Source organism: Stenotrophomonas sp. PS02298 (assembly GCF_029959445.1).
GTDB lineage: Bacteria > Pseudomonadota > Gammaproteobacteria > Xanthomonadales > Xanthomonadaceae > Stenotrophomonas.
In genome coordinates this window covers 1-21,745 of record NZ_JASCOR010000004.1, presented here as the reverse complement: position 1 = coordinate 21,745, position 21,745 = coordinate 1, and the positions used below count along the sequence as shown (strand labels likewise).

Sequence of the window (21,745 nt, the reverse complement as noted above, 5' to 3'; positions counted from 1 at the left end):
GTGTATTGATGTATTGATACACATGGACGCAAAAGCACTGCACATAGCCCCGCAAGCGGCCGAGCCGATCTACCGGCAGATCGCCGAACAGCTGCGACGAATGATCAGCGCCGGGCAACTGCCGGCAGGAACCCTGCTGCCTTCCGTACGTGAAGTGGCATCTGCGCATGCAATCAACCCCATGACGGTGTCCCGCGCCTACAGCCAATTGGAAACCGAAGGATTGCTGGAACGACTGCGCGGCAAGGGTATGGCGGTCGCCAGTCGGCGTTCTGGTGGCGACAGCCTCGACCAGCGCCTGCTGCAGGCCGACCCCCTGCTGCAGGAACTGGCCCGCCACTGCATGCAACTGGAACTCCCCACCGACCGCGTCCTGGCGCGGCTGCAGCAACTGCTCGAAAAGGAATCGACATGAACGCAATGACCCTACCCGCCGCCGCACTTGATCTGAGCATGCCGCTGCAAGCACACGCGCTGCAGCTGCGCTATGGCAAGCATGCGGTATTACGCGATGTCAGCCTGCAATTGCCCCGCGGACAGGTACTGGGCCTGATCGGCCGCAACGGCGCTGGTAAAAGCAGCCTGATCGGCTGCATGCTCGGTTTGCTGCAACCGCAATCGGGCCAGGCAATGGTGATGGGTGCCCCGGCACTCGACATGGACGATGCACGAAAAATGCGCGTTGCCTATGTCCCGCAGCAGCCGCAATCGTTCGCGTGGATGAAGATTGGGCAACTGTTCGCGTACCTGGGCCAGTTGTATCCCAGTTGGGACCGCAGTTACGCCAATACGCTGCTCAAGCGATGGGAACTGGATCCCGACCGCAGCATCGCGAAATTGTCGCCGGGCCAGGCCCAGCGCCTGGCGCTGATCCGGGCACTAGCTCCGCGCCCTGCATTGCTGGTGCTCGATGAACCCGCATCCGCGCTGGACCCCATCGCACGCCGGGAGTTGATGCGCGACATCATCGAGCAGGCCATCGACAACGAAGCCACGGTGCTGTTTTCCAGCCACATCATCAGCGACCTGGAACGCGTCGCCTCCCATGTCGCGCTGCTTCACCGTGGCGGGATCATGCTCAACCAGCCATTGGACGAATTGAAGGAGCGGATCGTCCGCCTGCTGTTGCCGGCCGTCGTGGCTGAGAGCCTGCCGCAGTGCCTGCCGGGCGAACTGCTGCGCCGCCAGCTCAACGACGGCACACTCAGCCTGCTGATCGACAAGCAGAACCTGCCAGGTGAGCTTCTGCTGATAGACGGACTGCGCGTGGACCGCATGGGGCTTGAAGATCTGTTCATCGAGATCGCCGAATGAACGCCACCCTGCAGACCACTCCGGCGGCACGGCCGTGGACGACGCTCCGCACGGTGCTGGCCTCCGCCAGCTGGACCAACCTGCTGCTCGGCCTTGGCTGGCTGCTGGCACTGGCGCTACCGCTGCTTGGCAGCGGCTTGTCCAAGGCATTTCCGCTGCACCTGGCGCTGTGCGCATGCACAGTACTGTTCTGGGCAATGCTGGGCGGTGGTCGCCTGATCGGCACGACCCTGCTGGCATCCCGGCTGCGATTGCCCAATATTGCGCAACAGGCATTTCGACAGGTTGCGATGGCCCTGTTGCTGGGTGTACTGGTCCCGACGGGACTGATGGCCGCGGTTGGCGACACGCATGTAGCGCTCAACCTGCTTGTACTGCTCAACGCTCTGCTGCTGGGCCTGGCCTGGGTGTCCATGCCGCCCTGGATCGTCTGGGTATTGCTGCCGCTGGGCTACGCCCTGGATTGGCTGTTGGAGCATACCGATAACGCGTGGAGCACGATCAGCAACACCCCGCTGTTAAGCCTCACTGCTACCGCTACCTTGCTGCTGCTGGCTGTCGCCGCTTTCTGCTGGGGGATGCGAAAGCAACCCGCAAGCACGCAATGGACTACCTCGATCGCACAGTTGTTGAGCCAGGACCGCCTGAGCCGCAGCGACGACACCTCGGCACAGGCTCTGTTCGGCGAAGGCACGCCGGTCGGCCATGAGCTGCGCCGCCACACCGACCAGGCGCTTTCGATCGCGCTTGGCCCTGGCTTCGGCCGCCCCACCGCCCGAAGCTGGCTGCGCGGCCAACTGCCCATCCTCGGTGTCGCAATACTGTGGCTGCTGATGAACAAACAGGATGTCGCCAGCACGGCACTGCTGTTCATTCCGCTTCTGGTGGTGGTCGTCGCGTTTCCGCCGATGATGCGACTGCATACGCTGGTGCGCCGCCCCGCACAGGGCCTGCACGAGCCGGCCCTGCTGCCAGGCCTTCCACGACGCCCGGCCAAGGCCTTGGCCAACCAGTTGGGCCGACAGATGCTGCTGCGTGCAGCCCCGGCGATCTTGGTGCTGGCAGCTACCGCTGCATTGCTTGGAGCCGGCAGGAACTATGCACTGGTACTGCTCTGGAGTTGCACCAGCGCGTTGCTCTGGCTGCATGCGACCAGCTTGTTCGCCCTGCAGGGTCGCCTCGGTCGCGCCCTGCAGATCGCCCTGATGGTGGTGCTTCCGGTCGCACTGGTGGCGACCGCTCTGCCACGACCGGCGCCAGCCTGGCTGCTGTCTGCATGGTCAATCGCAATGCTGGGAGGAGCACTGGCCTCCGCCCTCGCCATCCGTTGGCTGAGTAGCCGCCCCCACCCCTGGCTGCAGAACTGAACCGATCCGCCCACGGCGTCCCGCAGCCGTGGGCGGCGGACAGGTATAATCGCCGGTTCATTCGTATCTGATGCGCCCGGGCGGGCGCCCCTGCCATGTCCGAAGTCGCCACCGAAGCCGCGCGCCGCCGCACCTTCGCCATCATTTCCCATCCTGACGCCGGCAAGACCACGCTGACCGAAAAGCTGTTGCTGTTCGGGGGCGCGATCCAGATGGCCGGCTCGGTCAAGGGCCGCAAGGCCGCGCGCCACGCCACCTCGGACTGGATGGCGCTGGAAAAGGAACGCGGCATCTCGGTCACCTCGTCGGTGATGCAGTTCCCGTACGAAGGCAAGATCGTCAACCTGCTCGACACCCCCGGCCACGCCGACTTCGGCGAGGACACCTACCGCGTGCTCACCGCGGTGGACTCGGCGCTGATGGTGATCGACGTGGCCAAGGGCGTGGAAGAACGCACCATCAAGCTGATGGAAGTCTGCCGCCTGCGCGACACCCCGATCATGACCTTCATCAACAAGCTCGACCGCGAGGGCAAGGACCCGATCGAGCTGCTGGACGAAGTGGAAACCGTGCTCGGCATCCAATGCGCGCCGGTGACCTGGCCGATCGGCATGGGCCAGCGCCTGAAGGGCGTGGTGCACCTGCTGACCGGCGAGGTGCATCTGTACGAACAGGGCCGCAACTTCACCCGCCAGGACTCGACCATCTTCCCCTCGCTGGACTCCCCCGGCCTGGCCGAGAAGATCGGCGAGAAGATGCTGGCCGACCTGCGCGACGAACTGGAACTGGTGCAGGGCGCCAGCCACCCGTTCGACGTCGAAGCCTACCTGGCCGGCAAGCAGACGCCGGTCTTCTTCGGCTCGGGCGTCAACAACTTCGGCGTGCAGCCGTTGCTGGACTTCTTCGTCGAGCACGCACCGGCACCGCAGACCCGCGCCACCACCGGCCGCGACATCGCCCCGCAGGAAGACAAGCTGACCGGCTTCGTGTTCAAGATCCAGGCCAACATGGACCCGCAGCACCGCGACCGCGTGGCCTTCATGCGCGTGTGCTCGGGCAAGTTCACCGCCGGCATGAAGACCTTCCATGTGCGCACCGGCAAGGAGATGAAGCTGGCCAACGCGCTGACCTTCATGGCCAGCGACCGCGAGATCGCCGCCGAAGCTTGGCCGGGCGATGTGATCGGCATCCACAACCACGGCACCATCTCCATCGGTGACACCTTCACCGAAGGCGAAGCGGTGACCTTCACCGGCATCCCCAACTTCGCCCCGGAACTGTTCCGCCGCGCACGCTTGAAGGATCCGCTCAAGCTCAAGCAGCTGCAGAAGGGCCTGGCCCAGCTGTCCGAGGAAGGTGCCACCCAGTTCTTCCGCCCACTGATGAGCAACGACCTCATCCTCGGCGCGGTCGGTGTACTGCAGTTCGACGTGGCCGCTTACCGGCTGAAGGACGAGTACGGCGTGGAAGCGGTGTTCGAGCCGGTCTCGGTCAATACCGCACGCTGGATCAGCTGCAGCAATGCGAAGAAGCTGGAAGAGTTCCGCGAGAAGAACGCCAGCAACCTCAGCATCGATGCGGCCGGGCACCTGGTCTATCTGGCACCGACCCGTGTCAACCTGCAATTGGCCCAGGAACGCGCACCTGACGTGCGTTTCTCCGCCACTCGTGAGGCCGCGCACACGGTTTCGGTCGCCTAAGTCCGATGGCGGCGTGCACACGCCGCCGTTCGGGGTGATGATAGCGGGCACCGGGCCTCCCCCCAGCCCACGCCCTCATTGCCCATGACCGCAACCGTTGCATCGATCCGCGAAGAAGTCGCCAGCGCCCTCACCCACGGTCTGGGCGCAGTCAGCGCATTGGCTGGCGGCGCTGTACTCATCACCCTCGCCGCGATCTATGGCGATGGCTGGCAGCTGGCCAGCGCGATTGTCTTTGGCGTCGCACTGTTGCTGCTGTACACCGCCTCCACCCTGTACCACGCCATCCAGCACCCGGTGGCCAAGGGTCGGCTGAAGATCTTCGACCACTGCGCGATCTACATCCTGATCGCCGGCACCTATACGCCATTCACCCTGATCGGCCTGCGCGGCCCCTGGGGCTGGGGACTGTTCTCCGCGATCTGGGCGCTGGCCGTCTTCGGCGTCATCTTCAAGCTGTTCTACACCGGCCGCTTCAAGAAGCTCTCCACCGCGATCTATATCGCGATGGGCTGGCTGGTCATCGTCGCGATCAAGCCCATGTGGGCCTCGCTGGATGGCTGGACCTTGAGCTGGCTGTTCGGCGGCGGCGTGTTCTACACCCTGGGCACCGTGTTCTATCACCGCGAGCAATTACCCTATTCGCATGCGATCTGGCACCTGTTCGTCATCGCTGGCAGCGTCTGCCACTTCGTCTCGGTGACCGCGCAGATCCTGTAACCGCAACAGATCCGCCGTACCCGCCGGAATTCCCGGCAACATCCTGCCAACACGGTGTTCACATCGCGCCAATGCCCGGTTCGCGCGATGTGAACACGGACCACGCCACGATGGCGACGTGACTACTTCCCCGCCCCCGGCCACGCCAGCAGCGTCGCGCTGGCGACTGCAACGCCCCGGCAAGCCCGGCCAACGCTGGCTCATTGCCGTTGCTGCGGTGCTGATCGCAATCCTCGCACTGATCCTGCTGTGGGACTGGAACTGGTTCAAAGGCCCGCTCGAACGTGCCGTACAGGCCCGCACCGGCCGCGTCCTGCAGATCGGCAACCTGGATGTGGACCTGGGCCCCACCACCACCGTTCGTGGCGACGACATCCGTTTTGCCAATGCCAGCTGGGCAAAACAACCGCAGATGGCCAGCGCTGATCGCGTCGAACTGGATATCCGCATCTGGCCCCTGTTGCGTGGCAGCGTGCAGATCCCCGAAATCCGCTTGAGCCGCCCCGAGGTGCTGCTGCAGACCGCGCCGCGCAAGGGCGAGCCCGGCAACTGGGACTTCCTCGGCGATGGCGGCGGCGAACCTCCGCAACTCAAACGCCTGCACATCACCGACGGCAAGCTGCAGTTCCTCGACGAACCCGGCCGCACCAAGGTTGATGTGACGGTCCACAGCGGCCCCCCGAAACAGGCCGGTGCCGCACCTCCCGTGCTGATCGAAGGCAAAGGCCGCTGGCAGGGGGCGGCTTTCACCCTGGAAGGCGGTACCGAATCGCCACTGGAACTGAGCAACAGCGAGCACCCGTTCCGTATCCATCTCGATGCCCGCGCTGGCGCTACCCACGCCATCGCCAGCGGCACGCTGACCAATCCCTTCCAGTTCCAGGTGTTCGACCTGCAGTTCCAGCTCAGCGGGCAGGATCTGGAGGACCTCTATCCGCTGATCGGCATCGCCATTCCTTCGTCGCCGCCGTACCGGCTGGACGGGCGACTCAAGCGCGAATACCAACGCTGGCGCTACGAGAAGTTCAGTGGGCGCGTTGGTGACAGCGACCTGGCTGGCGATGTGGAAATCGATGTGGCCGGCGAGCGCCCGCGACTGACCGCCAACCTGCTATCCAAGCGGCTGGATTTCGACGACCTCGCCGGCTTCATCGGCGCACCTCCGAAGACCAGCGGCGATGAATCCGCCAACGCCGAGCAGAAGGCCGAAGCCGCGCAACTCGTCGCAAAGCCCACGGTATTGCCGGACACCCCCTACAACCTAGGCAAGCTGCGTGCGATGGACGCCGATGTGCGCTGGAAGGCACAACACATCAACGCGCCCAAACTGCCATTGGACGACATGGACGCACGTCTGTTGCTGGACGACGGGCTACTGCGGCTGGAGCCGCTCAACTTCGGCGTGGCCGGTGGCGACATCCGCAGCACCGTCCGCATGGATGCGCGCCGCCCGCAGATCAGCACCACGCTCACTGCCAGCCTGCGCGGAGTCCAGCTCGGTCAATTGTTCCCCGATGCAAAACTGGCCGAGCAGGCATCCGGCGGCATCGGTGGCGACATCCGCCTGAGCGGCAACGGCAACTCGATCGCCGCGATGCTGGGCAGCAGCAATGGCGATATCGCGCTGGGCATGGGCCGTGGCCACATCGGCAACCTGCTGATGGAGCTGGCCGGGCTGGATGTAGCCGAGTCGCTGAAGTTCCTCTTCACCGGCGACAAGCAGATTCCATTGCGCTGCGCCTTCGGCGACTTCGGCGTGCGCAACGGCCTGATGCAGTCGCGTGCGCTGGCTTTCGACACCACCGACACCCTGGTTGTCGGCGAAGGCACGATCAACCTCAAGCAGGAGCAATTGGATCTATTGCTGCGCCCACGCCCCAAGGACGTGAGCATCCTCGCCCTGCGCTCGCCGCTGCGCATCGGCGGCAGCTTCAAGGATCCGTCCTTCCGCCCGGACTTCAAGGCATTGGGCCTGCGCGGCGCGATCGCCCTGACCCTGGCCAGCATTGCCCCGCCCGCAGCCCTGCTGGCCACGATTGAAACCGGACCTGGCAAGGATGCGCAGTGTGGCGGGCGCTACGCCAGGTAGCGCCGACAGGTTCAGGTGCCAGTGATGTATTGCTGCAGCTGGCCCAGCTCAAGGCGCTGGGCCTCGATCACCGACTTGACCAGGTCGCCGATCGAGATCACGCCTAACACCTTATCGCCATCCACTACCGGCAGATGGCGGATGCGTCGATTCGTCACCAGTTCCAGGCACTGTTCGACCGTCACCGACGGTGCCACCGTGACCAGCTCGGCGGTCATGATCTCGCGCACAGGTGTGGTAGCCGAAGAACGGTCCATCAACACGATCTTGCGTGCGTAGTCACGCTCGGAAAGTATGCCGACCAGCGTGCGTCCATCCATCACCAGCACGGCGCCGATGCCTTTCTCGGCCATCAGGCGGATCGCCTGCACCACCGCCACATCCGGCGGTACGGCGTGGATCTCAGGGGACTTGGCCCCTAGCAACTGTCGAACGGTCTGCATGGCGTTCTCCTGCGCTGGCGGATGGGGCAGATACTGCCACGTTCGCCGGCTGCCAGGTATCAACCAGGTACAAGGGCCGCTGCTTGGCCTCCATGTACATCCTTCCCAGATATTCGCCGATCAAGCCCAGTGCGATCAGCTGCACCCCGCCCAGGAACAGGATCACCGCCATCATCGTCGGCCAGCCAGCAACCCGGTCGCCGTACAGGGCGGCCTTGCCGATCACCCATATCGCAAAGCCGAATGCACCCGCAGCGGTGAACAGCCCCAGATAGGTCGCCACACGCAATGGCGCAGTGGAGAAGCTGGTGATGCCTTCCAACGCGAAGTTCCACAACTTCCAGAAGCCGAACTTGCTGTTGCCGGCCAAACGCGGCTCACGCCGATAAGGCAGCGCGACCCGGTTGTAGCCGACCCAGCCGAACAGGCCTTTCATGAAACGGTGGCGCTCGCGCAGCTGCCGCAAGCCGGCCAGCGCGCGCGGCGAAAGCAGGCGGAAGTCACCGGTATCGGCCGGAATCGGTGTTTTCGACAGACGCCCCATCACACGGTAGAAAGCCGCTGCAGTAAACCGCTTCAGCCAGCCGTCACCGCCACGCTCCAGGCGCGTGCCATAGACATCGTCATGACCTTGCTGCCACAGCGCGACAAACTGCGGAATCAATTCCGGCGGGTCCTGGCCGTCAGCATCAAGCAGGATCACCGCACCGTCCTCAACGAAGTCCAGCCCTGCGGTCAATGCGGCCTCCTTGCCGAAGTTCCGCGACAAGCGCAGCACCGAGACCCGCGGCTCCTGCGCCGCCAGTTGCTGCATCACTGCCCAGGTCGCATCACTGCTGCCATCATCGACATACAGAATGCGGCCATCGACATTCCCATCCAGCGCCTGCAGCTGCGCACACAAACGCGGATGCAGCTGCGGCAACGCCTCCTGCTCGTTGAAAGCGGTGATCAGCAGGGTCAGGCGTTCTGGCGTATTCATCGGCGAAGTCTAGCAACAGCGATGGGATCAATTGCCGTCGTCGACATAATCCGCCCCACCCAGCTGGCGCGCCTGCCGTTGGATCCAGGCAGCTCGGCGCTGCACGTACGGCCCAGGCTTGGCCGCGTTGTAACGCCGCGGTGACGGCAACACCGCCGCCAACCTCGCGCTTTCCGCCGGACTCAGGCGCGCAGCATCCTTGCCCCAATAAGCGCGCGATGCCGCCTGCACCCCATAGATGCCGTCACCGAACTCGGCCACGTTGGCGTACATCTCGATGATCCGCTGCTTCGGCCATAGCGCTTCGATCAGCACCGTGTACCAGACCTCCAGGCCTTTACGCAGCCAGCTGCGACCCTGCCACAGGAACACATTTTTTGCCGTCTGCTGGCTGATCGTACTGGCGCCGCGCAGGCGTCCGCCGCGCTCATTGTGCTTACGTGCCTTTTCAATGGCCTGCAGGTCGAAACCGTTGTGCTCCGGGAAACGCTGGTCCTCGGCCGCAACCAGCGATATCGGCACGCTGCGCGCCATCTGGTCCAGGTCACGCCATTGGTAGCGGATGCGGAACTTCCAGTCCCCCTGCCCCAGCGCTTCCATCTGCCGGAACACCATCACCGTTGAAAACGGCGGATCGACGAAGCGCAGCACCACCACCTGCACTACGCTGAACACGGCAAACACCACCGGCGCCCACAGCAAGCGCCGCAACCAGCGCTTCCGGCGCCCTGCCTTTGTCCCTGATTCCTGCTCCACCTTGAGCTCGGCCTGCTCCGCCCCCATTGATATCCACCTTGCAAGACCTTTTGTCCGGTGCATTATCCGGCACCGGCCCCACCTCGCGTAGATCCAGCCCCATGACCGACACTTCCGACCTGCTTGTCCGCTTCCTCCTGCCCGCCGCCGGTGTGCGCGGCGTCCATGTCCGGCTGGGCCAGAGCTGGCGCGAAATCCTGTCCCATGGCGACTACCCGGCCGCCGCCACGCGGCTGCTCGGTGAGGCCAGCGTGGCCTCTGCGCTGTTCACCGGGCACACCAAGGTGGATGGGCGGCTGTCCATTCAGCTTCGCAGCAGCACCGCGCTGCGCGCGTTGTTCAGCGAATGCACTTCGGCCGGCACCCTGCGTGGCATCGCCCAGCTGAACGACGGCGAAGACGCACCGTCCAGCCTGAGCGCCCTTGGCGAAGATGCCCTGCTCGCCATCACCATCGAGAACCCCGGCCTGGACCCGCGCGAACCGCAGCGCTACCAGAGTCTGGTCGCACTGACCGGCGACAGCCTGGACGAGGCATTCGAGGATTACTTCCGCCACTCCGAACAGCTGCCGACGCGCCTGTTGCTTGCCAGCGACGGCGAGCACGCCGCCGGCCTGCTGCTGCAGAAACTGCCGGGTGACGAGGGTGACGAGGATGGCTGGGTCCGCGCAGGCGCCTTGTTTGACACCCTCGGCCGCGACGAGCTGCTGGCCCTGCCGGGCAGCGAACTGCTGCACCGCCTGTTCCATGAAGAGAACCCGCAACTGGTAGGCGACAAGGCCCTGAGCTTTGGCTGCTCCTGCTCCCGCGAACGGGTCAGCGCCATGCTGCAGTCGCTTGGCGAGGAGGAAGCCCGGGCCGCCGCCGAGCCCACCGGGCAGGTCGAGGTACGCTGCGAGTTCTGCGGTCAGGAATATCACTTCCCATTAGCAGAATTCGGCGTATTGTTCAGTTCCACACCGGCCAACCAGCCAGCTCCCGAGCGGCTGCAATAAGGGTCCAACGAGTTACGTTCTGGGGAGGGCGAAGACTTGTTAAGAAACCATAAACCGCATAGGATCAAGAACTCACGCGCCGGGAACTTCCTGGCGCACACGGGGTCTTACTGAGTCCATGAACGCCTTACTGCGCCTACCGCTTGCCCTGATGATCGCCCTTGGCGTGGTCACGGGCGTGCATGCACAGAGCAAGCCGCGGGCCGTGGACAGCACCGTGTTGCCGGTTTGGAACCGCGGTAGCGGCAAGGTTGAAGCCCTGCTCTATCTGGAACCCACTGGCACCCAGAACGTCGGCGCGCGCTGGAATTTCGGCCGTAGCTCGCTGGATGCGGCCTTTGGCCTGTCCTCCGGCGACTCGCTCGGCCTGCTCTGCAACGGCAGCGGCGGCAGCAGCATTGGTGGCCTTGCCAGCCATTGCATGCTCGCCAGCCTGGGCGATGACGACGATGACAATGATCGCCATATCTCTGCCACCACCGCATTCAACCGCCCCGGCGGCCGCGTTGGCATTACCGCCGGCACGGGCCGCGACACGCTTCCGGCATGGTTGTCGAACGGCGGCAAAGCTGGCGCAGCGCGCGTCGAACAGAACGACCTGACCGTATTTGGCCAGAAGAACATCGGCCGCGAAGGCTTCGTCTCCATCGGCGGCACCTACGCCAAGGCACGTCTGGTCCCGTTGACCGACGCCGCCCCGGCAGTCGCCGACCAGTGGGACAGCAAGAGCCTGAGCGTCGGAGGCGGCTACGGCGCTTTCAGCGCCAATGTGATCGGCCGCGTGGTCGACGCACCCGGCCAAAGTGGCAAGTGGGAAGGCCTGGGCTTGGGCATCACCTGGCGCACCCCGTGGAGCGGCCAGCTCACGGTCGGCGCTGAAAACGTGATCACCCGCGGCAAAAACCCGTTCTCGCCGCGTAACGAGAGCAATGACGACGGGGCAATCCCGTACGTCCGCTACGAACAGGACCTGTAGTCCCTCATCGCTTGATCTGGAAAGCGCCCCGCCTGTCGGGGCGTTTTGCGTTGCAGCAAATGCACTGCCCCCTCCATGATCGACTTTGCTGAATTCGAGTAAATTCCATAACTTCATTAACCAATCTTTAATTTGTTTGCAGTCGCAAGTACTATCGGACCCAAGCCCATGGTTTTGGATCCGCTTTTCGGATCCGCCAGCGGCCATCCCAGCTATACCAAGTCCACTTGGCAGAGAGAGAGAGAGAACCCATGATTTGCAAGACCAACAAGCTGCGTGATGCAGTTGTACTTGCGCTTGTCGCAAGCGCTGGCACGGCCGGTACGGCCTATGCCCAGGAAGCAGAAAAGGGCGCAACCAACCTGGATCGCATCGAGGTCACCGGTTCGCGTATCCGTTCCGTCGACGTCGAGACCTCACAGCCGATCCTGATCCTGACTCGTGAAGACATTCAGAAGCAGGGCGTAACCTCCGTAGCTGATGTGCTGACCCGCGTTTCCTCCAACGGCGCCGGCTCGAACACCACCTTCAACAACGGTGGTGACGGTTCCGCTACGGTCAGCCTGCGTAACCTCGGTGCTTCCCGCACGCTGGTGCTCGTCAATGGTCGTCGCTGGGTCTCTGGCCTGACCGGCTCGGTCGACCTGAATACGATTCCGTCGGCAATCGTCGAGCGCATCGAAGTACTGAAAGACGGCGCATCGTCCCTGTACGGCTCGGACGCCATCGCCGGTGTTGTAAACATCATCACCCGCAGCGATTTTGAAGGCGCTGAATTCAACCTTTACGCCGGCCAGTACGGCCAGGGTGATGGTCAGCGAACCTCCTTCGATGCCACTGTCGGCACCAGCGGTGAGCGCGGCAACCTGGTCATCGGCCTGTCCCGCGTGAAGGAAGACGAGGTGATGGCCGGCAATCGCGCCATCTCCTCGGTCCCTTACTACGGCTACGGCTCTTCCACCTTCAGCAGCTACTCCGCCAGCGGCCGCATCAACGGCGGCGACGGCTGGATGGTATTGCCGGGCAGCGCCAAGGGCAGCGGCCAGGCAGACAACCCGTACTACGCGCTGGACCAGTACGTCCCGTTTACCGACGACTATCGCTACAACTTCGCCAAGGACAACTACCTGATCACCCCGCAGAAGCGCAGCGCGCTGTATGCACAGGGTAGCTATGACCTGACCGAAAATGTCCGCTTCAAGTTCGATGCGCTGTATAACGAACGCCGCTCGGCCCAGCAGCTGGCGGGCTACCCGCTGTCGAACATCGGTGCCATGCTGATGAGCGGCAAGAGCTACTACAACCCGTACAACACCGCGTACGGCGGCGACGGCCGTGATGTCCAGTGGAGCCACCGCCTCACCGAAATGCCGCGCCTGTACAAGCAGGATGACAAGACCCAGCACGTATATGCCGGTCTGGAAGGCAGCTTCGAGTGGGCTTCCCGTCAGTTCAACTGGGATGCCGGTTACTCCTTCAACAAGACTGATCAGACCGAGACCCAGTTCGGCGATGCCAACCTGATCAACCTTGGCAATGCAATGGGCGCTTCGGGCGTGGTCGATGGCGTTGTTCGCTGCCTGGACACCGCCGGCGCGGTAATCGACGGTTGCGTACCGTTCAACCCGCTGTCGCCGGCAGGGGCTGTTCCCAAGGACCAGCTTGACTACATCCTGTTCACCGCGCACAACACCTACCAGTACCGCAACGAGAGCGTGACCGCCAACATCACCGGCGACCTGTTCGAACTGCCCGGCGGCATGGCCGGCTTTGCTGCTGGTTATGAACACCGCAAGGAATCGGGCTTCTCCTCGCCGGACGCACTGATCGCCAGCGGCAATACCTCCGGCAATTCCTTCACCCCGACTTCGGGTGGCTACTCGCTGGACGATTACTACCTCGAGCTGCTGGCCCCCTTGCTCAAGGATCTGCCGGGCGCAAACCTGCTGGAGCTGTCGGCCGCCGTCCGCTTCTCGGATTACTCGACCTTCGGCAGCACCGTCAACACCAAGTTTGGCCTGAAGTGGAAGCCGATCGAGGACCTGCTGGTCCGCGCCAGCTACGCCTCAGGTTTCCGCGCTCCGTCCATCAACAACCTGTACCTGGGCTCGGCTGACGACTTCGCGACCTATTCCGACCCCTGCTCGACGAACGCTACCAACTACGCAGCCGTCAGGGCCGCGTGCTTGGCCGCTGGCGTACCGGCCGACTTCGTTGCCGAGTACAACAGCGCCACTGGCAATACCGGACAGACGATCTATCCGTTCACCAACACCGCAAACAGCGGCCTGAAGCCGGAAACGGCGAAGAACCTGACCGTTGGTCTGGTGTATAGCCCGTCATGGGTCCAGGGTCTGGACATGTCGCTGGACTGGTGGAAGATCAAGCTGGAAGACTCCATCAGCACCCCGAGCGCCAACTACATCCTGGAACAGTGCTATGAGCATGGTGTCAGCTCGTACTGCGACCTGTTCACCCGTAACGCCGCCGGTGCAATCACCGCGATGACCCTGCAGCCGTTGAACTTCGGTCAGCAGCGTCTGGAAGGCTACGACTTCACCGTCCACTACCGCCTGCCGGAAACCAAGTTCGGCAAGTTCTCGGTTTCGTGGGACAGCACCTACGTGTCCGTCCGCGAGACCAAGGTCGACGCCAACACTCCGTGGGAATCGAGCAACGGCATCTACTGGCAGTGGGATCCGAACTGGCGTGTGCGTAGCTCCGCTTCGCTCGACTGGAACTATGGTGATTTCTCGGCCAGCTGGACCACGCGCTACTACTCCAGCCTGAAGGACTACGAGTGGGGCCAGCAAGCCGATGGCAGCTACAACCATGTAGCCGCGACCGCCTTCCACGATCTGCAGGTGTCGTACAACCTGCCGTGGAACGCAACCATCCGCGTGGGTGCCAACAACCTGTTCGATAAGGATCCGCCGGTCGTCATGGGCGCGTTTGCCAACTCGTTCGACCCGCAGTACGTCATCCCGGGCCGTTACAGCTACCTGCAGTACACCCAGCGTTTCTGATGAACCGCTGAGTTCTCTCAGTTAAGTAAAGCCTCGAAAGATGGCCCGGATACCGGGCCATCTTTTTACCCAATGGAGCTGGATATGACCCACCTGAAGAAACCTTTGGCAATTGCTGCCAGCCTGCTTTTTTTCGTGTGCACTGAGGCCGCAGCCCAACGCGATACCGCGATTGACGTCCATCAACCGTTTGCCGAACAACGCCAGAAAATCCTCGACGATCTGCGCGGCGAAAAGTACTCGGAAATATCCTCTCAGAACAAGGATTCGGTGCTGAATGCACTGGAGCGTATCGGACACAACGCAGGGAACAATGGAGAAAAGCTCTCCGAGCTCCCGGAAAGCAGCCGCGTAGCGGTGTTCAACGATCAAAGCCTGATCAACAGCATATTGTCTGATGCAGGCGAAGATAGCCGCCTGATCTGCCGTCGCGAGAAAGCCGTTGGCAGCAGATTGGCCGACAATCATTGCATGACAGTGGCCGAGCGGCGGCGCCAACGCAACACCGCGCAGGATGACATGACCCGCGCCCGTAGAACGATGAAAACTACCAATTGACCCGGCTTCTGGTGGACGCAGCCGGTGCTGCGTCGCGCCAGCAAACAACGTCTCCTCACCCGGGAAGACCGCCAGCTGATCCTGCGTGGCAGCCAACCCATGCGAAACAAAGCACTTGATATCCACGGGGCATATTCAAGACCACGCCCATCGAACAACGTCAGCAAAACCGATCCACGTGGCACTTTCAGCCAAGTGTCTCCGATCCGGGTCCAGCATTTGATCACTCACGCGGATCAGCGCCAACACTTGCAGCGACGGCGCTTACTGCACGCCATCCAGTTGCAGCGACCGCGCCCGCGCGATGAAGGCCGTCATGGCGTCGGCGTGCACTTGCCAGCGGCCAACCGAACGCCGATTGACGGGTTGGCGAACCTGCCATCGACTGGGAGTCTGCACCACTGCGCCGGAAGAATGAAACTCCAGACAGGCAGCATCCCACCGCAACCCCAGGAACTCGATCAAACGTTGCGACTGCGAGACCGGCTGATTAACCATGGCCTGATAATCAAGCTCCAGAACAGGCAACGGCAGAGTGCGACGCCAGAGCTCCATCAACCTCGTTTCCGCCACCATGTAATCAGCGATCCCTTCCCAACTGGTCGCAAATGGCGCATCAAGCGAAAAATTTTCACCAAATATCGAAACCGCGACATCGCAGGGATTGCGCCTGCACCAGATCACCCTCGCATCGGGAAACAGCTGCGCCGCAAGCCCCAGGAAAAAGAAGTTCAACGGCGCTTTGTCTACGAACAACCGTGCGTGCTCATCGGCACGAGCCCGCAGTGACTGCAAGTACTGATCACGGAGCTTAGCGCGCCGACCTTCAGCCAACTGCAAACGTCCAGCTTCCGGCCAGTGAGATCCTTCCAGATCCAGGCCATTGGCCATCAATGTCAGATCTAGCAGCTCTCCGGCGCCATGCGCCAGTGGATGCGCATTGATGATCTGCTCCACCAATGTGGTTCCACTACGCGGCATACCCACGATCAGCACCACACCAGACGGGGGCACCGACGAGGACACTTTCGGCCAGTCGACGCCTTGCGCGAATGCAGCCTCTGTTGCGGACACAAGGCTTTCCAACGCCTGCGGATCAAACGCACCTATTTGTCGCTGGCGGGAGGCATTTGCCATCTCCCACATGGCCATCGCCTCCGCCGACTGCGCATTTGAATCCAACGACTTTCCAAGCTCATACCCCAGGATGGCCCGATCACCATCGCTCAATGCGTCGCCTGCGAGCAGATTGCGAGCATCTTGCCAGAGCCCTGCATCGGCCTTGCGACGGCTCAAACCCAACAATCCAGCCACAGGCAGGGCCCAATTCGGGCGCAGCATCCTTGCGTGGTTATAAGCGGACGCGCTCTCGTCGGAACGCCCGAGATACTCGAAGGACTGACCCAGCGCCATCCAGAGGTCGGGCGCATCCGGGATTCGCGAGATAGCTCGCTGATAATGTTCGGCTGCCAACGCATGGCGCGACAGCCGCCCCAATATCACCCCCAGCTTAAGCTGAGCATCGACCTGCAGCGGTCTCAACTCGGCCCACCGCTGCAGGGCAGCAAGTGACTGCCTCGGCGCTCCATGGTCAAGCTCCAGATCCACCAGCTTCTCAAGCAGATCCGCATTGTCCGGATCAAGCGCATGCGCTTTACGCATGGTGCCCAGTGCCATGCCCCACTGCTTGCGGCCCGCATGGACATAAGCCAACAGCCACCAGCCCATGGCACTCTCAGGCTTCTCGTTTACGGCGCGCTCAAGCAACTGCTGGGCAATGAACAACTCACCAGCACCATGAGCAACTCTCGCCAGATCGCACAACAAATCTGCATCCACGTCGGGCGCGCCGAGCGTCGCCCCCAGGTGCTCCATCGCCACCGCACGATCACCTGTCTTCAGGTAATGCACAGCTGCCAACTCATGGACCCGCGGGTCTGCAGGCGCCGCCGTCAGCAGTTGCTGAAGCAAAGCATGTACGCACTGTCGATCATTGCGCGACAAGGCTGCACGCACCTGTCTCAAGAGCTTTTCGATATACAAACCCTCCCTATCCGCCGACAACACCTCAGCCGTTCGGAATCAACGTCTCGATCACGTGCTCGACATAGGCCTCGAAATCCTCTCGGGCCTGCTTGGGCTGCTGCAGCTGCAGCGACAGCTGCAGGAAGCCGACATAGGCCGCATAGGCCAGGCGTGCACGATGGCGCGCATCAGTGGAACTCAGACCGGCCTGGCGGAACGAGGCGATCAGGTATTCCATGCGTCGCTGCGAGACGCGATCAATGACCGGACGCACCATCGGGTTGTCCAGGGCCTTCAGTAGTTCGCTGTAGATGACGTGCGGAGTGACTTCATGCGCGACCAGCTGGAACAGCGCGCGCAGACGGGTGCGCGGATCGGGCACCTCTTCCAGGCTGCCGAAAACCTGCTGCTGCTCGACGACTTCCCAGCGCTCCAGGGCCGCCTGCAACAGCGCGTCGCGCGAGGGGAAATGCCAATAGAAGCTGCCCTTGGTCACGCCAAGGCGACGCGCCAGCGGCTCGACCGCGACCGCACCCACACCCTGTTCAGCGATCAGGTCCAAGGCCGCTTGCGCCCAGTCATCCGCGCTCAGGCGGCTGTTCCGCGTGCTGCGGGACTCGGTGCTGGAATCTGAAGAATCGTTCATGGGCAGATTTAACCATACGGCGGGGACTGGTTGCAGTATGTGGGCAATAAAATACGGACAATCTGGCAAATAAATGATCAGGTCCGACGCCCTCATCCTCCCCACTCAGCATTTCCATACCCATAGGTATTGACAGTCATTCGAGCCATTCCATACCATCAGGTATGGTTACGCCAACTCCAATCTCTCTATCCCCTGAAGACATCCGTCTGGAAGGCGCACATGGCGCTGGCCTTGGCGCGTCCAGAACCAGCGGAAAACAGCCCTGCATCCTGTTCGCACATGGCTTCGGCCAGACCCGCGGCGCATGGACCGTAACCGCAGAAACGCTCAATGCCGAAGGCCACGCCACGCTCAGCTATGACGCCCGCGGCCATGGCGATTCGGATTGGAATGCCAGCGATCTGCCCTACCACGGCGATCAGTTCACCGATGACCTGATCGTGGTAGCCGGCGAACTGCCGCAGCCGCCGGTATTGGTCGCAGCTTCCATGGGCGGCCTGTTTGGCCTGATGGCCGAAGCGCGCTGGCCGGGCCTGTTCTCGGCGATGGTGCTGGTGGACATCACCCCGCGCTGGGAAACCAGCGGCGTGGAGCGCATCCTTGCCTTCATGAGCGCGCACCCGGACGGTTTCGCCTCGTTGCAGGCCGCTGCCGACACCATCTCCGCCTATATGCCGCACCGCCCACGCAAGAGCGAAGACGCGCTGCGTGCGTTGCTGCGACCGGGCAAGGATGGTCGCTGGAACTGGCATTGGGACCCGCGCCTGGTCAACGAGCTGGCGCGCGACAGCGAACAACATCAAGGCGTGATTGCCGACGCCGCACGCCAGGTGCAATGCCCACTGCTGCTGGTCAGCGGTGGCCGCAGTGACCTGGTCTCGCCGCAGACCGTTGAAGAATTCATGGCGCTGGTGCCACACGCACAGCATGTCCATCTGCCGCACGCCACCCACATGGTGGCCGGCGATGACAACAATGCGTTTACCGCCGCTGTGTTGAACTATCTGGACGCACTGCCTTCCGCAGCGTCCGCCCGAACCGAGCACGTTACCGGAGCACGTCCATGAGCATCGTCGTACCTTTCCTGGCCCTGCTGCTTGCAGGTGCCTTTGTTGCCTACCACCGCATGCGACTCGTCGTATGGACGGTCATCAGCGTGGTGGCCCTGGCCATCTGCTGGTTTGCCGGGGTCAACCAGACCGCGATCATCGTCGCCGCCGCCATCGTTGCGCTGATCTGCGTGCCGGTGCTGCTGCCGTTCCTGCGCAAGCCGCTGATCACCGCACCGTTCATGGGTGTGTTCCGCAAGGTGCTGCCGCCGCTGTCCAAGACCGAGCGCATCGCCCTGGAAACCGGCTCGGTCGGTTTTGAAGGCGAGCTGTTCACCGGCGACCCGGACTGGAACATCCTGCTCAACTACCCCAAGCCGCAGCTCACCGCCGAAGAACAGGCCTTCATGGATGGCCCGGTGGAAGAGCTCTGCAAGATGGTCAACGACTTCGAGATCACCCACGTCCACGCCGACCTGCCGCCGGAGCTGTGGGAGTTCATCAAGAAGAACAAGTTCTTCGGCATGATCATCCCGAAGGAATACGGCGGCCTGGGCTTCAGTGCGCTGGCCCACCACAAGGTGATCCAGAAGCTGGCATCGGTATCGAGCGTGGTCAGCTCCACCGTTGGCGTGCCCAACTCCCTGGGCCCGGGTGAACTGCTCAACCATTACGGCACCCAGGAGCAGAAGGATTACTACCTGCCGCGCCTGGCCATCGGCCAGGAAGTGCCGTGCTTCGGCCTGACCGGCCCGTTCGCAGGCTCCGACGCCACCTCGATTCCCGACTTCGGCATCGTCTGCAAGGGCATGTGGAAGGGCGAGGAAGTGCTGGGCCTGAAGCTGACCTTCGACAAGCGTTACATCACCCTGGCGCCGGTCGCGACCCTGATCGGCATGGCCTTCCGCATGTACGACCCGGACGGCCTGCTCGGCGATACCAAGGACATCGGCATCACCTTGGCACTGCTGCCGCGTGACACCGATGGCGTGGAGATCGGCCGCCGCCACTTCCCGCTGAACTCCACCTTCCAGAACGGCCCGATCCGCGGCAAGGACGTGTTCATCCCGATGAGCCAGCTGATCGGCGGCGCCGAGAAGCGCGGCCTGGGCTGGAACATGCTCAACGAGTGCCTGGCCGTTGGTCGCTCCATCACCCTGCCCTCCACCGCGTCCGGCGGTGCCAAGGCCGGCGCGGTGGTGACCGGTGCCTATGCACGCATCCGCAAGCAGTTCGGCCTTTCGGTCGGTCGCTTCGAAGGCGTGGAAGAAGCGCTGGCCCGCATCGGCGGCAAGGCGTACAAGATCAGCGCGCTGTCACAGGCCACCGCTGCCGCGGTTGACCGTGGCGACGTGCCGTCGGTGCCGTCGGCGATCGCCAAGTACCACTGCACCAACATGAGCCGCGAAGTCATTTCCGATGTGATGGACGTGATTGGCGGCAAGGGCATCATCCTCGGGCCGCGCAACTTTGCCGGCCGCAGCTGGCAGGCCGCGCCGATCGCCATCACGGTGGAAGGTGCCAACATCATGACCCGCTCGCTGCTGATCTTCGGCCAGGGCGCCATCCTCTGCCACCCGTGGGTACTGAAGGAAATGAAGGCTGCGCAGGATGAAGACCGCAAGGCCGGCCTGCGTGAGTTCGACCAGGCGCTGTTCGGCCACGTTCGCTTCGGTATCTCCAACGCCGTGCGTTCGCTGTGGTTCGGCCTGACCGGTGCGCGCTTCGGTGCCGCCCCAGGTGACGCTTACACCCGCCGCTACTTCCGCAAGCTCGACCGTTACTCGGCCAACCTGGCGCTGATGGCCGATATCTCGATGATGACCCTGGGCGGCAAGCTCAAGTTCAAGGAATCGCTGTCCGGTCGCCTGGGCGATGTGCTCAGCCACATCTACATGACCAGCGCCATGCTCAAGCGTTACCACGATGAAGGCGCACCGAGCGCTGACCAGCCGCTGCTGGCCTGGGCCTTCCACGACAGCGTGCACAAGATCGAGGAATCGCTGTCGGCTGCGCTGCGCAACTTCCCGATCCGTCCGATCGGCTGGCTGATGTGGGCACTGATCTTCCCGTTCGGCCGTCGCGCCGAGGCCCCGGGCGATCGCCTGAGCCGCCGCGTTGCCGCTACCTTGATGGCCCCGGGTGAAGCGCGTGACCGTCTGGCCCAGGGCGTGTTCCTGACCCCGTGCGAGAACAACCCGGGTGGCCGCATCAACAGCTACCTGTCCAAGGCGATCATGGCCGAGCCGGTGGAACGCAAGTTCATCAAGGCGCTGAAGACCAAGGGCATCGAAGCACTGACCTTCGCCACTCAGCTGGACGAAGCCGTGGCCGAGGGCGTGATCACCCAGGACGAGCGCAAGCTGCTGGAAGAACTGCGCGAGATCACCATGGACACCATCACCGTGGACGACTTCGAGCCGCACGAACTGCGTTCGGCCGGCTACTACGACCTGCCGGGCAAGCAGCGCCCGCAGCCGCAGCAGGCCGCATAAGCCAATCCACATGCAATACCGACGGCGGGCCTTGTGCCCGCCGTTTTCATATCAGGACACCATGCCATGACTGCGCCCTTGCTTTCGCTATACCGTCGCTTCACCCGTTGGCCAGCAGGAAACTGGCTGTTCTCGCGTGCGGTCTGCTTCAAGGCACCCTACTTCGCCAGCATCTCGCCAACCATCACTGCACTGGAACCTGGTCGTTGCGAAGGCGTGATCCGCCAGCGCCGCCGTATCAGCAACCATATCGGTACGGTGCATGCGATCGCGATGTGCAATCTTGCCGAGCTGGTCGGAGGCGTGATGGTGGATGCCAGCCTGCCGGCTGACATGCGCTGGATCCCCAAGGGCATGGAAGTGAAGTACCAGGCCAAGGCGCTGGGTGTGCTGACAGCGGTAGCGATGCCGGAATCACCCATCGTCAGCGCGAAAGAGAGCTATGACCTGCCAGTAATCGTGCGCGTGACCGACAGCAAGGGTATCGAGGTCTTCCAGGCCCGCATCGCGATGTGGGTATCGCCGAAGAAAACCTGACCTGTAGTGCCGAGCCATGCTCGGCAGAGGCCTTACCCGTGTACAGCCCCTGCCGAGCATGGCT

18 protein-coding genes are annotated in these 21,745 nt (G+C 63.0%); 13 read left to right on the top strand and 5 right to left on the bottom strand.

Annotation, left to right across the window (positions count from 1 at the left end):
* Nucleotides 1-22: 22 nt before the first annotated feature.
* From QMX78_RS01345 to QMX78_RS01320, 6 genes are all read left to right on the top strand, one after another.
* On the top strand, nucleotides 23-415 hold the full coding sequence (locus QMX78_RS01345) for a GntR family transcriptional regulator (RefSeq protein ID WP_282265808.1): 393 nt from the start codon (nucleotides 23-25) through the stop codon (nucleotides 413-415).
* On the top strand, nucleotides 412-1,314 hold the full coding sequence (locus QMX78_RS01340; RefSeq protein ID WP_282265806.1) for an ABC transporter ATP-binding protein: 903 nt from the start codon (nucleotides 412-414) through the stop codon (nucleotides 1,312-1,314). The genes QMX78_RS01345 and QMX78_RS01340 overlap by 4 nt, the downstream gene beginning before the upstream one ends.
* Nucleotides 1,311-2,681 carry a hypothetical protein gene (locus QMX78_RS01335; RefSeq protein WP_282265804.1) on the top strand — a complete coding sequence of 457 codons (1,371 nt, stop codon included), beginning with the start codon at nucleotides 1,311-1,313 and terminating at the stop codon, nucleotides 2,679-2,681. The genes QMX78_RS01340 and QMX78_RS01335 overlap by 4 nt, the downstream gene beginning before the upstream one ends.
* Nucleotides 2,682-2,776: 95 nt before the next feature.
* Nucleotides 2,777-4,381 carry a peptide chain release factor 3 gene (locus QMX78_RS01330; RefSeq protein WP_282265802.1) on the top strand — a complete coding sequence of 535 codons (1,605 nt, stop codon included), beginning with the start codon at nucleotides 2,777-2,779 and terminating at the stop codon, nucleotides 4,379-4,381.
* Nucleotides 4,382-4,465: 84 nt separating this feature from the next.
* A complete protein-coding gene (locus tag QMX78_RS01325) occupies nucleotides 4,466-5,101 on the top strand; it encodes a hemolysin III family protein (protein ID WP_282265800.1) in 636 nt (211 codons plus the stop codon).
* A gap of 202 nt (nucleotides 5,102-5,303) precedes the next feature.
* Nucleotides 5,304-7,190, top strand: coding sequence for an AsmA family protein (locus tag QMX78_RS01320; protein WP_282265871.1), 1,887 nt, complete (start codon nucleotides 5,304-5,306; stop codon nucleotides 7,188-7,190).
* Between the two features lie 11 nt (nucleotides 7,191-7,201).
* On the opposite strand, the gene QMX78_RS01315 is transcribed toward QMX78_RS01320, so the two are convergent.
* From QMX78_RS01315 to mtgA, 3 genes are read right to left on the bottom strand one after another with little or no spacing between them, the layout of a single operon-like run.
* A complete protein-coding gene (locus tag QMX78_RS01315; protein ID WP_282265795.1) occupies nucleotides 7,202-7,633 on the bottom strand; it encodes a CBS domain-containing protein in 432 nt (143 codons plus the stop codon).
* Complete coding sequence (locus tag QMX78_RS01310; RefSeq protein ID WP_282265793.1) at nucleotides 7,593-8,615, bottom strand: glycosyltransferase family 2 protein; 1,023 nt, start codon at nucleotides 8,613-8,615, stop codon at nucleotides 7,593-7,595. The genes QMX78_RS01315 and QMX78_RS01310 overlap by 41 nt, the downstream gene beginning before the upstream one ends.
* Nucleotides 8,616-8,642: 27 nt before the next feature.
* The gene (gene mtgA / locus QMX78_RS01305; protein ID WP_282265791.1) at nucleotides 8,643-9,398 is read right to left on the bottom strand and encodes a monofunctional biosynthetic peptidoglycan transglycosylase; all 756 of its coding nucleotides are present in this window, start codon (nucleotides 9,396-9,398) and stop codon (nucleotides 8,643-8,645) included.
* Between the two features lie 74 nt (nucleotides 9,399-9,472).
* Between mtgA and QMX78_RS01300 the strand changes: the two genes are divergently transcribed.
* From QMX78_RS01300 to QMX78_RS01285, 4 genes are all read left to right on the top strand, one after another.
* The gene (locus QMX78_RS01300; RefSeq protein ID WP_282265789.1) at nucleotides 9,473-10,366 is read left to right on the top strand and encodes an Hsp33 family molecular chaperone HslO; all 894 of its coding nucleotides are present in this window, start codon (nucleotides 9,473-9,475) and stop codon (nucleotides 10,364-10,366) included.
* Nucleotides 10,367-10,517: 151 nt separating this feature from the next.
* Nucleotides 10,518-11,342 carry a hypothetical protein gene (locus QMX78_RS01295; RefSeq protein WP_282265870.1) on the top strand — a complete coding sequence of 275 codons (825 nt, stop codon included), beginning with the start codon at nucleotides 10,518-10,520 and terminating at the stop codon, nucleotides 11,340-11,342.
* A 251-nt stretch (nucleotides 11,343-11,593) separates the two neighbouring features.
* Nucleotides 11,594-14,368, top strand: coding sequence for a TonB-dependent receptor (locus QMX78_RS01290; protein ID WP_282265787.1), 2,775 nt, complete (start codon nucleotides 11,594-11,596; stop codon nucleotides 14,366-14,368).
* 84 nt (nucleotides 14,369-14,452) lie between these two features.
* Nucleotides 14,453-14,926: a hypothetical protein gene (locus tag QMX78_RS01285; RefSeq protein WP_282265785.1), complete on the top strand. Its 474-nt coding sequence runs from the start codon at nucleotides 14,453-14,455 to the stop codon at nucleotides 14,924-14,926.
* A gap of 264 nt (nucleotides 14,927-15,190) precedes the next feature.
* Here QMX78_RS01285 and QMX78_RS01280 read toward each other — a convergent pair whose 3' ends face one another.
* A complete protein-coding gene (locus QMX78_RS01280; protein ID WP_282265783.1) occupies nucleotides 15,191-16,969 on the bottom strand; it encodes a tetratricopeptide repeat-containing sulfotransferase family protein in 1,779 nt (592 codons plus the stop codon).
* A gap of 25 nt (nucleotides 16,970-16,994) precedes the next feature.
* Complete coding sequence (locus QMX78_RS01275; RefSeq protein WP_282265782.1) at nucleotides 16,995-17,597, bottom strand: TetR/AcrR family transcriptional regulator; 603 nt, start codon at nucleotides 17,595-17,597, stop codon at nucleotides 16,995-16,997.
* A gap of 164 nt (nucleotides 17,598-17,761) precedes the next feature.
* Here QMX78_RS01275 and QMX78_RS01270 point away from each other — a divergent pair, with 164 nt between their 5' ends.
* The 3 genes from QMX78_RS01270 (at nucleotide 17,762) to QMX78_RS01260 (ending at nucleotide 21,681) form a co-directional block, all read left to right on the top strand.
* Complete coding sequence (locus QMX78_RS01270) at nucleotides 17,762-18,667, top strand: alpha/beta hydrolase (protein ID WP_282265780.1); 906 nt, start codon at nucleotides 17,762-17,764, stop codon at nucleotides 18,665-18,667.
* On the top strand, nucleotides 18,664-21,144 hold the full coding sequence (locus QMX78_RS01265) for an acyl-CoA dehydrogenase (protein WP_282265778.1): 2,481 nt from the start codon (nucleotides 18,664-18,666) through the stop codon (nucleotides 21,142-21,144). Before QMX78_RS01270 ends, QMX78_RS01265 begins: the two co-directional genes overlap by 4 nt.
* Nucleotides 21,145-21,210: 66 nt before the next feature.
* Nucleotides 21,211-21,681 carry a hotdog fold domain-containing protein gene (locus tag QMX78_RS01260; protein ID WP_282265777.1) on the top strand — a complete coding sequence of 157 codons (471 nt, stop codon included), beginning with the start codon at nucleotides 21,211-21,213 and terminating at the stop codon, nucleotides 21,679-21,681.
* The last annotated feature ends 64 nt before the right edge of the window (nucleotides 21,682-21,745 follow it).

Coding starts and splice junctions, on each gene's coding strand:
- QMX78_RS01340 (WP_282265806.1), top strand. CDS start 412: ATGAACGCAATGACCCTACCCGCCGCCGCACTTGATCTGAGCATGCCG.
- QMX78_RS01310 (WP_282265793.1), bottom strand. CDS start 8,615: ATGAATACGCCAGAACGCCTGACCCTGCTGATCACCGCTTTCAACGAG.
- QMX78_RS01270 (WP_282265780.1), top strand. CDS start 17,762: ATGGTTACGCCAACTCCAATCTCTCTATCCCCTGAAGACATCCGTCTG.
- QMX78_RS01335 (WP_282265804.1), top strand. CDS start 1,311: ATGAACGCCACCCTGCAGACCACTCCGGCGGCACGGCCGTGGACGACG.
- QMX78_RS01330 (WP_282265802.1), top strand. CDS start 2,777: ATGTCCGAAGTCGCCACCGAAGCCGCGCGCCGCCGCACCTTCGCCATC.
- QMX78_RS01345 (WP_282265808.1), top strand. CDS start 23: ATGGACGCAAAAGCACTGCACATAGCCCCGCAAGCGGCCGAGCCGATC.
- QMX78_RS01290 (WP_282265787.1), top strand. CDS start 11,594: ATGATTTGCAAGACCAACAAGCTGCGTGATGCAGTTGTACTTGCGCTT.
- QMX78_RS01285 (WP_282265785.1), top strand. CDS start 14,453: ATGACCCACCTGAAGAAACCTTTGGCAATTGCTGCCAGCCTGCTTTTT.
- QMX78_RS01300 (WP_282265789.1), top strand. CDS start 9,473: ATGACCGACACTTCCGACCTGCTTGTCCGCTTCCTCCTGCCCGCCGCC.
- QMX78_RS01295 (WP_282265870.1), top strand. CDS start 10,518: ATGATCGCCCTTGGCGTGGTCACGGGCGTGCATGCACAGAGCAAGCCG.
- QMX78_RS01265 (WP_282265778.1), top strand. CDS start 18,664: ATGAGCATCGTCGTACCTTTCCTGGCCCTGCTGCTTGCAGGTGCCTTT.
- mtgA (WP_282265791.1), bottom strand. CDS start 9,398: ATGGGGGCGGAGCAGGCCGAGCTCAAGGTGGAGCAGGAATCAGGGACA.
- QMX78_RS01275 (WP_282265782.1), bottom strand. CDS start 17,597: ATGAACGATTCTTCAGATTCCAGCACCGAGTCCCGCAGCACGCGGAAC.
- QMX78_RS01325 (WP_282265800.1), top strand. CDS start 4,466: ATGACCGCAACCGTTGCATCGATCCGCGAAGAAGTCGCCAGCGCCCTC.
- QMX78_RS01315 (WP_282265795.1), bottom strand. CDS start 7,633: ATGCAGACCGTTCGACAGTTGCTAGGGGCCAAGTCCCCTGAGATCCAC.
- QMX78_RS01260 (WP_282265777.1), top strand. CDS start 21,211: ATGACTGCGCCCTTGCTTTCGCTATACCGTCGCTTCACCCGTTGGCCA.